General features: G+C 42.6%; 12 protein-coding genes and 1 other RNA gene. 1 reads left to right on the forward strand and 12 read right to left on the reverse strand.

The window, feature by feature from the left end; translation table 11 throughout:
- Positions 1 to 78: 78 nt before the first annotated feature.
- The 10 genes from AS030_RS08470 to AS030_RS08515 form a co-directional block, all read right to left on the reverse strand.
- Positions 79 to 495 carry a CoA-binding protein gene (locus tag AS030_RS08470; protein ID WP_061970500.1) on the reverse strand — a complete coding sequence of 139 codons (417 nt, stop codon included), beginning with the start codon at positions 493 to 495 and terminating at the stop codon, positions 79 to 81.
- A gap of 173 nt (positions 496 to 668) precedes the next feature.
- Entirely contained in the window at positions 669 to 2,183 is a 1,515-nt protein-coding gene (locus AS030_RS08475) for a carboxypeptidase M32 (RefSeq protein ID WP_061970503.1), read from the reverse strand.
- A 121-nt stretch (positions 2,184 to 2,304) separates the two neighbouring features.
- Positions 2,305 to 2,499 (reverse strand): hypothetical protein, encoded by a 195-nt coding sequence (locus AS030_RS08480; RefSeq protein ID WP_061970506.1) that lies wholly within the window; start codon positions 2,497 to 2,499, stop codon positions 2,305 to 2,307.
- An 82-nt stretch (positions 2,500 to 2,581) separates the two neighbouring features.
- A complete protein-coding gene (locus AS030_RS08485; protein WP_061970509.1) occupies positions 2,582 to 3,286 on the reverse strand; it encodes a DUF421 domain-containing protein in 705 nt (234 codons plus the stop codon).
- Positions 3,287 to 3,738: 452 nt separating this feature from the next.
- Positions 3,739 to 4,875 carry a THUMP domain-containing class I SAM-dependent RNA methyltransferase gene (locus AS030_RS08490; RefSeq protein WP_061970512.1) on the reverse strand — a complete coding sequence of 379 codons (1,137 nt, stop codon included), beginning with the start codon at positions 4,873 to 4,875 and terminating at the stop codon, positions 3,739 to 3,741.
- Between the two features lie 110 nt (positions 4,876 to 4,985).
- Positions 4,986 to 5,378, reverse strand: an RNA gene (rnpB, locus tag AS030_RS08495) — RNase P RNA component class B.
- A 79-nt stretch (positions 5,379 to 5,457) separates the two neighbouring features.
- Positions 5,458 to 5,766 carry a cell division regulator GpsB gene (gpsB, locus tag AS030_RS08500; RefSeq protein WP_420889640.1) on the reverse strand — a complete coding sequence of 103 codons (309 nt, stop codon included), beginning with the start codon at positions 5,764 to 5,766 and terminating at the stop codon, positions 5,458 to 5,460.
- 184 nt (positions 5,767 to 5,950) lie between these two features.
- Entirely contained in the window at positions 5,951 to 6,523 is a 573-nt protein-coding gene (locus AS030_RS08505; RefSeq protein WP_061970517.1) for an SLOG family protein, read from the reverse strand.
- Between the two features lie 373 nt (positions 6,524 to 6,896).
- Positions 6,897 to 8,147 carry a ribonuclease H-like domain-containing protein gene (locus AS030_RS08510; protein WP_061970520.1) on the reverse strand — a complete coding sequence of 417 codons (1,251 nt, stop codon included), beginning with the start codon at positions 8,145 to 8,147 and terminating at the stop codon, positions 6,897 to 6,899.
- Entirely contained in the window at positions 8,116 to 10,422 is a 2,307-nt protein-coding gene (locus AS030_RS08515; protein ID WP_061970523.1) for a DEAD/DEAH box helicase, read from the reverse strand. Before AS030_RS08515 ends, AS030_RS08510 begins: the two co-directional genes overlap by 32 nt.
- A gap of 350 nt (positions 10,423 to 10,772) precedes the next feature.
- Here AS030_RS08515 and AS030_RS23535 point away from each other — a divergent pair, with 350 nt between their 5' ends.
- On the forward strand, positions 10,773 to 10,922 hold the full coding sequence (locus tag AS030_RS23535) for a hypothetical protein (protein ID WP_156412561.1): 150 nt from the start codon (positions 10,773 to 10,775) through the stop codon (positions 10,920 to 10,922).
- Between the two features lie 7 nt (positions 10,923 to 10,929).
- Here AS030_RS23535 and AS030_RS08520 read toward each other — a convergent pair whose 3' ends face one another.
- Both AS030_RS08520 and AS030_RS08525 read right to left on the reverse strand, forming a co-directional pair.
- Positions 10,930 to 11,550, reverse strand: a complete 621-nt coding sequence (locus tag AS030_RS08520) for an NTP transferase domain-containing protein (RefSeq protein WP_061970525.1) — start codon at positions 11,548 to 11,550, stop codon at positions 10,930 to 10,932.
- Positions 11,551 to 11,648: 98 nt separating this feature from the next.
- Complete coding sequence (locus AS030_RS08525) at positions 11,649 to 12,389, reverse strand: 5-oxoprolinase subunit PxpA (RefSeq protein ID WP_061970527.1); 741 nt, start codon at positions 12,387 to 12,389, stop codon at positions 11,649 to 11,651.
- Between the last annotated feature and the right edge of the window lie 8 nt (positions 12,390 to 12,397).

Genomic DNA, 12,397 nt, shown 5'->3' on the forward strand with positions numbered 1-12,397 from the left:
TATCTTTTCTGCTTCAATCGTGCAAAAACCTTTTGAACTTATATAAAAAACCACCCCTTCATAACGGGTGGTTAAGACCTATCTGGCTAGCCTGGCGTACTCTACTTTGATGCATTTATCCATGATGGAAATCACATTGTGTTCTTTCAGATAATCATATGCTTCGTCATTGGCAAGACCGAGCTGTGCCCAAAAAACATCCGCTCCAATCGCTACGGTATCCTTTGCCACTTGGGGTAAATACTCACTTCGGCGAAATACGTTTACAACATCCACATGGCCTTCAATGTCCTGCAAGGTTTTCACAGCCTTAATCCCGAACACTTCATCCACGGCCGGATTGACAGGGATGATTTCATAACCGGCATCCCTCATAACGGAGCTGACCATATAGGAGGTTTTCATGGGATTGTCAGACAGTCCCACGACAGCGATCCTTTTTTTGTTTTTTAAGATATTCCTGATTTCTTCATCGGTTGGATTTTCAAAACGCATTCTCTTCTCCCCCTTAAATATAAAAAATTTCATTTTATACCTTATATATCGACTGAAATTCGACTTTTCAAACACATAAAAAAAGCCGTCCCATGACGGGTTGGGCCTTTTCGGTAGAGAAAATCAACCGAAAGCTTCCAAGTTCCGTCGGGATTCCGGCTTTCTGGGAACGATTAAAGTGAAAAAATGGAAGAATATTTTTCCTCAAAGTAACGGATCAAATAATCTGGATTCAATCCTTCTCCCGTTACGTCTTGAAGAATTTCCATCGGCTTTTTCATTTTTCCATATTGATGAATATTTCGGCTCAGCCATTTCTGAATTGGATTCAGTTCTCCTTTTTCGAGCAACTCGTCAAATTCAGGAAGGTCCTGCACCAAAGCCTGTTTCAATTGGGCTGCATAAATGTAACCGAGAGCGTAGGATGGAAAATACCCGAAGCTTCCTCCGGACCAGTGAACATCCTGAAGCACACCCTGGCTGTCATTCTCCGGTGTAACCCCTAAGTACTCCTGCATTTTCTCATTCCAGATGCGTGGCAGATCCCTCACTTCAATTTCATCATTGAACAATCCCTTTTCAATTTCATAACGGACAATGATATGAAGCGCATATGTCATCTCGTCCGCTTCGATACGAATGAAAGAAGGTTCCACAATATTAATGGCTTTATAAAAGGTATCAAGGTCCACTTGATCAAACTGCGTGCCGGCATATTTTTTGAGAGAAGCATAATGGTGCTTCCAGAAGCCACGGTTCCGGCCAACGAAATTTTCCCAAAAAAGGGATTGTGACTCGTGAATTCCCATAGATGTGCCCGTAGAGAGCGGTGTACCAACCAGTTCTTCTGAAAGGTTTTGTTCATATAGAGCATGTCCGCCCTCATGAATGGTTCCAAACACAGCTGTTCTGAAATCACTTTCTACATAACGGGTCGTTACACGCACGTCACCAGGATTTAGCCCGATCGCAAATGGATGAACCGTTTCATCCAGACGGCCAGCTCGAAAATCATAGCCCATCTCCTTTAATACCTTAAGGCTGAATTCCTTTTGCTTTTCTTTTGGAAATTGCTCAAAAAGGAATGAAGCTTCCGGCTTTCCGGCTTCTGTAATTTTTTGCAGAAGGGGAACAATACGGTCACGCAGCTTGGAGAATGTGGCATCAATGATATCAACAGTTACACCCGGCTCATACATATCCAAAAGGGTATTGTATTTGTTGCCCTCATATCCCCAATATCCGATAAAGCGTTTGTTGAAATCCACAAGCTTCTCCAGATAAGGCTGGAACATGGCGAAATCAGACTGTTCTCTCGCTTCTTCCCATACACTTTCCGCCTTCGACTGCAAGATCACGTACTCTTTGAATTCTTCAGGAGGAATTTTCGTATTTCGTTCATATTCTTTTTTGACTTCCTCAAGTGTCTTTTTGGTTACATCAGACAGCGAGCTGTATACCTGCTCTTGACATAATTCATCTATGTATGATTTCATTTGTTCCGAAGTGGACATGGAAAACACATCAGCGGATAGTGTGCCAATGACTTCTGAACGCTGGCTGACACCCTTTTTGGGAGCTCCTGTACGAAGATCCCAATACATCAGGCCTACCGCCTCATTCAAATGCGTCATCTTTTTTACATACTCTAAAAATTCCTTCTCCACTGTTTGCAAGATTTTTGACATTCTTTTCTTCCTCTCTATATCTAAGTAGACTAACCATACCATGCTTACTATTCGCCGGAAAATAAAAAAATCCTTCTACAGCAAAAAAACAGCCCGGCTTGGACTGTTTTCTCTTTGTGTATTAATGCAATCGTTCCATGTAGGCCGATACCCCGTGTTCTCCACAAATGCCAAATTCGAAATATAGCGCCTGTTTCAGTGCATCATCAGCTTCGATTAATGCTTGACCATAAGGCTCCCCATGCTGTTCCGATATTGCCTTGATATTCTCATACGCATGCTTCAGCTGAAGAATATAATCCGATTTTTGGTCCATTTCTATCACCTCTGTAACAGTATGGACCAATTACGAATTCTTCATGACATCCCGTCTTTAGCTTCTTGGCGGTCCAGATGATTTAGTAATATAAAAATACGGTTAGTTGGTTATTAGTATCTATAGTAGCTAATAATATTTGGCTGAGTTCTACACTATATTCTGTTTTAATTTGTTTTTTTAACCAATCCTCATCTTTGCCAATTTTATTAAGATGATTCATATCAACCTGTCCGTCCTTGATGAGGGTTATGGGATGTTTGAAGGATGGTATGTTTATATTTAAATCCTTAGGGGTTAATGCATTATATTCGGCTTTTAAAAAAAAGGAAATAGTCCCGTCAGGTTCCCATAAAGCTAATGCAACTTTTTGAGGATCCTCTATCTGTTTTTTTCTTAATTCGGATAGTAGTATATCAAGTGGAATTCGGGCTTTACGTAGTCCTTTATAATAAATGGCTCCATCCTTTATAAGTGTAAACGGGGGAGGATCAATAAACTTTGTGAATGGTGACCATTTAAGACTTAAGACTATTAAGATTAGATATAAAAAGACTAGTGCGCTTATGGTCACCATTGCTCCTTTCATGCTAAGGTGTTGGTCTGACAAAGGATGGGCAATGATGTTACCAATAGATATAGCCATGATAAAATCAAGCAATCTTAACTGAGATATCGAACGTTGACCCATGATTTTTGTTGATAACAATAAGAAGAAAAAAGAAAAAACGGCTCTTATAATCCATTGAAAAATTGACAACGAATCTTGACCATAAAAAAAATGCACATCTTTCACACCTTTCCAATCAAAGTATCCGTTGTTTTAAGGCTTATTATTCCTATATATATCTAGTGTAAAAAAGAAGCCGTTTAATGAAACAAGCCCTCCCCGTAAAAAGGCGTTTTATACAATCTGACCCATTCCTAAGTCGAATGGGTTATTAATTATGTATCTATTTATTTGTTTGTAATTCCATTTTCCAGCTAATGCGTTGTAGTGAAAAGACACGTGTAAGTCAGCTTTTGCGCATTAGAAAGTCGTTCGTAAAGGAACATATGTCATTTCAGAGCCGGTTTTGTACATTGTAATCGTGTGTGGTAATAAGTATCGGTATTCTGCAACAAAAAAGACCACATCCTTTTCCTAAAATGATTTAGAAAAATAATGTGGTCACCAAATTACTTTTTAAATATTACATTAACCAAACGACATAAAACCCTTAAAACCCTTGCTACGCTTTAGCTTCTTGGCGGTCTCTTGCCAAAATACTGGTAGTAATCGGTTTTAATATGGCCGTTGTACAGCTTTCGCTTCTTGGTAGCAGGTCTTCCGTAAAGCTGCTCAAATTGTTCATTGGAGGTGATAACATAAACCGACCACGTTTCAAGCGAACGGAATGCATTACCCATGTCACGGTAAAGCTGTTTCACTTCTTCCTTCTCACCGATCCGCTCACCATATGGCGGATTGGAAATGACATACCCGTATTCTTTCCTTGTGGTAAAGTCCCTCACCTGCATCTGCTTGAACGTGATAAATTCGCCGAAACCCGCTTCCTCTGCATTATTAATGGAAAGCTCAATCATCTTGTGGTCAATGTCTGAACCCTGGATATCAAGTGGGGTATCATATTTCGCCAGATCATTTGCTTCTTCAACAGCCCGGTACCAAACCTTTTTATCAATCCAGGACCATTCTTCGGATGCAAATTCCCGGTTCAGACCCGGTGCAACGTTCTGGCCAATCATGGCAGCTTCAATAGGAATGGTTCCGGAACCGCAAAACGGGTCTACAAACGGTTTATCCGGGGTCCAGTTGGTTAATTTAATCAGGGCCGAAGCCATCGTTTCCTTCAACGGTGCTTCACTGTGAAGCGCCCGATATCCCCGTTTGTGCAGTCCGGTGCCGCTCGTGTCAATCGTCAGTGTAGCAACGTCCTTTAACAGAGCCACTTCGATCCGGTAAAGGGCACCATCTTCCGGAAACCAGGTTTCTCTCTGATAGGCATTCTTCATTTGATCCACGACCGCTTTTTTTACGATCGCTTGACAATCAGACACACTGAATAATTTGGACTTTACCGATTTGCCAATCACCGGAAATTCGCCGTTCTCCGGGATAAAATCCGACCAGGGAAGCGCCTTCGTCTGTTCAAACAATTCATCAAACGTTTCTGCTTTAAACTCACCAACCAAAAGCTTTACGCGGTCGGCCGTTCTCAGCCAGAGATTGGATCTGCAAAGGGCGGATTCATCCCCCTTGAAGATCACCTTTCCGTTTTCCACTTTTACATCTTCAAAGCCGAGGTCTCTCACCTCATGGGCAACAAGAGATTCCAGCCCCATGGCTGCCGTCGCAATATACGTTAAATTCATAAGAGATCTCCTTATGTTTGATTTTCCAGTACTAATATACCCTAAATTTCTTATGTAAAAATAAAAAAGGCCTCTAGGGCCCTCTCATTTGTTAAGTGTCACCAATAACGTTCTGTAAGCCATGTTCTGTTCCATTGTACTGCATGCGGCTGCCGCCTCGTACTCCGGTGGTAATCATCTATCTCCAGATGGCTTTAACATCTGTTCTTCTTCGCGTTCATTTCCGCGAAGAAAACTCCCCTACCATAATTTGGGTTTCTCGCTCGTGGGGTTTACCGCGTTCCACTCTTTTCGTTTCCGAAAAGACTACGTCACTGTGGCACTTTAAAGGTAGTGTCACCATATCCAAAAGGACTTAGGTGAGTTCCCTGCCGTTAATCCAGTCGAAACCGGAATACCCTGGCTTATCGTTTCGCCAGGCACGAACACTACGGCCATCGCAGACCGTGCGAGCATGGACTTTCCTCAACATCTTTAAAAAGATGCCGCGATTACCCGAACGTTATTAGTTTGTAATTTATCAAAGCAAAATTCAGTATAACAGGATACGGATTAAAAATCAAATGGATAATAATAGCTGAATCAATCGTATAACTTGCTTCCGAACACGTGCTTCTCAAGGTTCGATAAGCGCTGAAGAATATCAGAATTGATGTTCATTGATGAAGTAGGAACTCTTCTTGTCTGTTCAGAAGAATTCTGAACTTCTTTTCGAAGTCGGTTGTTTTCCTGAATGACTTTGTCAAATTCTTTTTGGAAGTTCTCATAGTCCTTAATGATCAAATCAAGAAACTTATCGACTTCATCCTGATCATAACCTCTGAACCCTTGTTTAAAATCTTTTTCCAGAATTTCTTTCGCTGTTAAATTCAATCGCTTTTCACCATTCACTGGTCTCACCTCAATATTTTAGCTTGTTTTCATTTATACTTTACGGTGTAAAGCCATGCTTTACACTTGTAAAGCTTAAAACACCGTTGCATACCCTATTGAACGACTTGCAAATACATTAATCTAGCCTATATTTTTTCAAATGTTATAGAAAAAGTCAATTTCTATTCTCAGCCGGCTTGCTTCATTCCCAAAATTGCCCCTTTTGATCCTGTTCATCCTGATAAATCAGTTCAAGGTCATACGGTGTGATATATAGTATTTCGTAGGACGAGTCTTTTTCTTGCCTGCGCCTGGCCGGTTCAAGGTAAAAACGGGGCGTCCCTGGCGTATCTTCATCGTATAAGACAAGCATGCCATCCGTTTTTTCCACGAGAAATCCGTTTTTTGCAGCAAGTTGCTTGGGACTGATATACGTCTTGTTGGAAATCGATTCAACAAAATCTGCCTGCGCGAGGAGAGAATGATACTGCTCCTGCCGGCCCTCATTCCAGTTTGCTTCCTGCTCCAGAAAAGGAGTAAGGACTGCCAATTTAAGTTCCGGATAGCTTTTATCCCTTAGAGCGACAACCACTTCTCCTGCCCACATCTCCACCCCTGGCTGGCCGCTGATGATTACCCACTCCAATCCTTCCCTGAGCAATGCGGTCAGCTGTTTTTCCAGCGCTTTTTTAATATAGTGTACCCCGGGATCTTTCTCTTTAAAAATCCCAAGTTCATGGGATTTATATCCAGTTACCAGCAGATTTTTTACCATGAACTTCACCTTTTTTACTCCAGATTTCAAAAAAAGAACCAATCAAAAATGATTAGTTCCCTCACGTAGCATGACTTAATTCATTTGCAACAAACAACGTTAGACCCAAAACAAGAAAAAAAGCAAACAAAACCCATTGCCTCACGGAAACATCTCTCCATTACATAATATACTAGTATATTTTTACAGGAAAATGTCCGATTCCCCAATTTTTTACACACACTTATCATTTTTTGCGAATTTCGTCAAAGCGGCGCACTTTTTGCGCTTGCCTGGGGAATAAATTATTATTTTCCTATGAAAATCTCCATTCCTATTCTACACAATACAGGACAAGATTAAAATACATTTATCCACCAAAATTTATATTTTTTTAGCACAATTCACATTTTTTTCTTAATCGCTGGATTCTGTTTCCGAAGGCCGCCTTTTCCTTTTCTTCCGTCCGTTTTAAAAGCCGTTTTTTGTTTTTCCAAACCCCATACGCCGCCTCTGCAAAATGCAGGGCTTTTTGAGCATCTTTTCTCTGATGTTCGTACCATTTAGATAATTCAATAAAGGGAGTTTCGTCATTTTGCAGAGCATCCTTACATAACTCCTCCCATAACGGTACGGCAAGATCTTCGCGTTTTTGTTTTTTGTACAGAGCTGCAACCGCCTTTTTGGCCAGCCGGCTATGGCTGTTTTCAGTCGCAAGAAGCGCGCTGTACTTTTGCAGCGCAAGTTCATGCTGTCCAACCGCTTCATACCATCTCGCACTCTCAAATTGTTCCACGGTGGTCATTAGTGTGCTGCTGCCCTGCAAGAGTTTGGAAATATGAATATAAAGGGTGATCAGAGAAAGTACATCCCATTCGTTATGGGTCATTATCCCTTTTACAAGTTCGGGATCGTTGTTCTTCAGGTATTGAAAATAAAGCATGGGCGCCAGGTATCCAGGCGTGTCATGCTCCCGCTTTACATCCAAAATCTCCTTTTCCACCACAGACAGCCGAACGGATTCCAAACTGCTCTTCCACAGTCTTCTCGAACCATGCAGCAGATCAAAATGACCAAAGGCAGGCAATGATGGGACAAAGTCACGAATGAGCGTGTGTCGTGTTTTTACCTGTGGCCAGTCAAATGATTTTCCGTTATACGTGACCAAGTTCTTCAGTTCTTTCACTTGCGTTAAAAAATAGTGGTACATGGCTATTTCGGCACCCGGCCCCGGGAGGAAGTGTTGCTTCACCTTCACTTCTTGGTCTTCCACCTGGCTGTGGCCCAGTAGAAAAATTGTATTTCCCGCTCCTCCGCTTAAACCCGTCGTTTCCGTATCGAAAAACAAAAGATCAGAGGGAGTCAGCTGGCCGGACGACAGCGGATGGCCATCACCCGCCTGCTTCCATCCCTCCATTACTCCTTTCAGTTCTTCAAAAGAATAACGCCCCCAGCGGTGGTTGATGGGATAACGAACTTCTCTGATCAGGCAAAATGCATCCTCATAAAAGTAGGGAGACGTCTCAAATGATGCCCAGGTTTCACCATGCTCGATATCCTGAACTGGAAGGGGTTTGATAACGGGGGCTTTTTTCTCCGAAACTAGATGCTTCTTAAAGCGCTTCAGTTTGGACTGCATCGACATGGAGATCTCTCCTTACTTTTTTCAGCAGCTTAAGCGAAAGTTCTTTCGCATTTTCGCCTTCAAGCATGGTGCCGGTACAGGAAGGACATCCTGACTCACAAGGGCAGGTGTCAATAACATGGTACGCTTCACTGATGACGGTGTCCCAGATCTTATACACATTTTCACTTAAGCCGATGCCACCAGGATAGCGGTCGTACAGGAAAATAGTCGGCTTGCCCGAATGGACCGCTTTAATCTGCGGCACTACATGCAGGTCATTTGGGTCACACATCACGAACAACGGAGCTACATTCTTTAGCACATTGGCAATTCCGATCAGGCCCTGTTCCATGGAGCTTTCAGCCACATCATCAAATGACTTCCGGTCAAATTCCAGCCATGTCGCTGACGTGTGAAGCTCCTCTTCAGGCAAATGGATCGGTCCGGAACCGATATTCTCATGCGTTTCAAATTTGATTTTTTTAAATATCGTGGCCATGGCATTGACTGTAACTTCCCCAAACGCCCTTTCCTGACCTTGTAAAACGGTGTTTTTATCGACTTCAAGTACTTTCAGCGAAACTGCAAGATTTGCGTCCGTAAAATAATCTACATCCACTTCTCTTACATAGGCTTTCTTTTCCTCATAATCCAGTTTCTCCACTTGATACTGAACACCCTGATGCAGATAAATGGCCTCTTCATGCAGAAGCGTCATGGAACTGAACCGGTCCATCTCACCAATGATCCTTACGTTCGCCACATCACTCTGGTCGACGATCACAACATTTTCCTGTGAAGCCGAGCGCAGAGAAATATTATGAGCAGGAAAGGAATCGTTCATCCAGAAAAAACGTTTCCCTTGGTGATGAAGCACCTGCTCTTCTGTTAAAAACTCAAGGATATCCTCAATCTCAACCTCTCCAAATGTGTCCCCTTCACCAAAGGGCAGCTCATAGGCGGCACATTTCACATGATCCACCAGAATAATGAGATTTTCAGGATTAATGCGGGCAGATTCGGGAGAACGGTCGAAAAAATACTCCGGCTGGCTGACGATGTATTGATCCATTGGGCTTGAGCTCGCGACCATGATGACCACAGACTCATCCTGCCGCCGGCCGGCCCGTCCTGCCTGCTGCCAGGCACTCGCGATCGATCCTGGATACCCTGTCAAAATACAGGCATGCAGCTGACCGATATCCACTCCAAGTTCCAGGGCATTCGTACTAACAACGCCCATGATTTCCCCATTGCGCAGCCCTCTTTCAATAGCCCTGCGCTGGGTTGGCAAATAACCGCCACGATATCCCTGGATGGATTTCATGCCGTACTCCTTTTTGGCCAGTTCCTGAAGGTACGTAAGAAGAATTTCAACCCGTACCCGGCTCCGTGCAAACACAATGGTTTGTATCTTGTTTTTTAGAAAGTATCCTGCCAGATCCCTTGCCTCCAGGGTGGCCGATTTCCTTACATTGAGCGGCTTGTTTACGACAGGCGGATTATAGAAAATAAAGTGCTTCCTGCCGCTTGGGGCCCCGTTGTTATTAATCAGCTTCATGGGTGATCCTGTCAGCTTTTCAGCCAAATCCTTCGGGTTAGCGATGGTGGCTGATGTGCAAATAAAAATCGGATTGCTGCCATAGAAAGAACAAATTCTCTTCAGCCGCCGGATTACATTGGCTACATGGCTGCCAAACACCCCGCGGTATGTATGAAGCTCGTCGATCACGATATATTTCAGATTTTCAAACAGAGATACCCATTTCGTATGGTGCGGCAAAATCGCCGAGTGCAGCATATCCGGATTGGTCATTACGATATTACCTGCTTTTCGGACAACCTGCCTGATGTTGGCCGGTGTGTCCCCATCATACGTATAACTTTTAATATCCAGTTCAATCGCATCAATGAATGCGTTCATTTCTGCTTTTTGGTCCTGAGCGAGCGCCTTGGTCGGAAAAAGATACAATGCCCGGCTATCAGGATGATTGGCAATCTCCTGGAGCACTGGGAGATTGTAGCACAGCGTTTTACCGGATGCCGTTGGTGTTACAGCTACAATACTCTTTCCTTCGAGCGAAGTTTGAAACGCCGTAAGCTGATGTGAATACAGAGAGGTTACCCCCCTGTCTTTCAATGCTTTCTTTATATGTGAATGAAGGGAGTCAGGAATTGCTCCTGTTACCGCCTCTTTTTCTTCGATGGTTTCCCAATGAACAATCTGATTTGAAATAGAAGGCTCCGTTCGTAATAATGCAAGCAATTCCTGCATTGTTTTTTTGATTTCCATATCGTCACCTCATCTCCTATTTTATCGAATAAACGTTCGCAAGAAAACCATTAACTTTTCATTTGACATATATACTCTAATTAAAGTATGAAATGAAGCATGCCAGATTGAAAAATTCTACATTTGGAGGGACGATTTTATAAATAAAGAGATTATTTCATTGAAGGAAGCCAGGGGCGTGATGCCCTTAAAAAAGACATTTATAAAAGCTTCCAAAACTTTAGTAATCTCCGTTCGTTATACGCCTCTCTTTTTTTAAAAAACAAGTAGACCTCGGAAAAATTATCGATCTTACGGAGAAAGCGGTTGAACGGACAAAAAGGAGATTTCAACTGCTATATGATTCTCAAATGCCTGAATGGTGGGGAATTTACAGCGAAAAAGTCTCGGAAAACATATACTTTATTACATCGCACGCCAGAAGCAACATCGAGTATGACCTTGGATGGCTTGAAAAGCTGCTGATTTTTCTTCGCAAGATGGCAACAGATAACGGTTGAGACAGGTTCAACTTGATGTATATTTTATTGCTTTTTCATAGTCTTTTATTTGATCTACATCAAATAATAAACGGTCATCCTTAAAATCGATAAATGATCCCTGTCCGATTTGGTGATTTGCAAAAAGGGATTTTGCACCCTGGTCTCCCTCAAGCTTTAGCAAACTGGGGAAAACACGGCTGGAAAACAGAACGGGAGGCTGAATAATCCCCTGTAAACGGGCCGCAACAAATGGAGGATCAAACCTTTCATACTGATTAATCAAGTCCTCAATTATTTCTTTCGTTACAAAAGGCTGGTCCGCCAGCATGATCACTATAGCATCTATCTGTAATTGTATCGCTTGCTTAATGCCGGTTTTTAATGATTCTGCCTGCCCGTGGTTTTCAGTTCCGCAACGGACAAGATTCAAGCCGTTATTTTTCGTATTGCCTCTTAGGGCAGGATCTAACCAGTCAAGATCATCCTCTTTTCTTACAACAACGATTATGTCATCGAGTCTTGAGCTCAATGCATTTTCCAAACCCAGGCTTCCTACCGTTGAGTGTTTTAAAGGAAGAGCTAGTTTATTTACACCCATCCTCCGGCTATATCCTGCTGCCAAATAAATCCCCATCATTTTTCGCATAAATTGATATCACCTTCTAATAGTATATTGATGAAAAAGCACTAATCATATGTATAAGTAAAGAACCTCAATTTATTACGGCAAATAAAAACTCTTGGCTAGACCAAGAGTTTTTTACATGAGCGGATACTCCACCCAGCATGAAAAAGTGTATTGTGAACCAGTTTCATAATATGTGGGGCATCGGGTGTATCGCTATGTACACAAACGGTCTGTAAATCATATGAATCCTGGTCGAGTACCTTTAAAACCGTTTCAGCAATTTCGAAAGGGCTGCCGATCTCCTCTTCGCACCATCCAAATCGTTTTTCACCATTCTTACCATATGGCCGATCAGCATAATACTCATTCATGACCCGTAATCCAGCCTGGTCTGCCCTTATGCTCAGTTCTGACCGTGGCAATGCATAAATATCCAGTTCAGGGTTGTACGCTTGAATCGCCTCAATGGTGGCACAGCTAATGTCTTCCTGTTCCGAAGCCATCATATAGAGGGAACCATGAAGCTTAATATGTGACATGGACAATCCTGCTATTGTTAAGAACCCGTCCAGGGCACCAAGCTGGTAGATGATATAATCATAGACTTCCTGAGCTTTTGCTTTTATTTCGCGGGTTCCAAATCCTGCCCGGTCCGGAAATCCAACATGGGCTCCTATGCGTACGCCATAAGAAGCGGCAAGATCAATGGTCTTTTTAATGACGTGTGGATCTCCTGCATGAAATCCGCAGGCGATATTGGCAGAACTGATGAAAGGCATCATGGCTTCATCTGCCCCGTATCGATAAATCCCAAAGCTTTCTCCAACATCACAATTTAAATCCATCTTTTTTTTCACACGCCATC

This window comes from Fictibacillus enclensis, from assembly GCF_001457035.1.
In the GTDB taxonomy this organism is placed as follows: Bacteria; Bacillota; Bacilli; order Bacillales; family Fictibacillaceae; genus Fictibacillus_C; species Fictibacillus_C enclensis.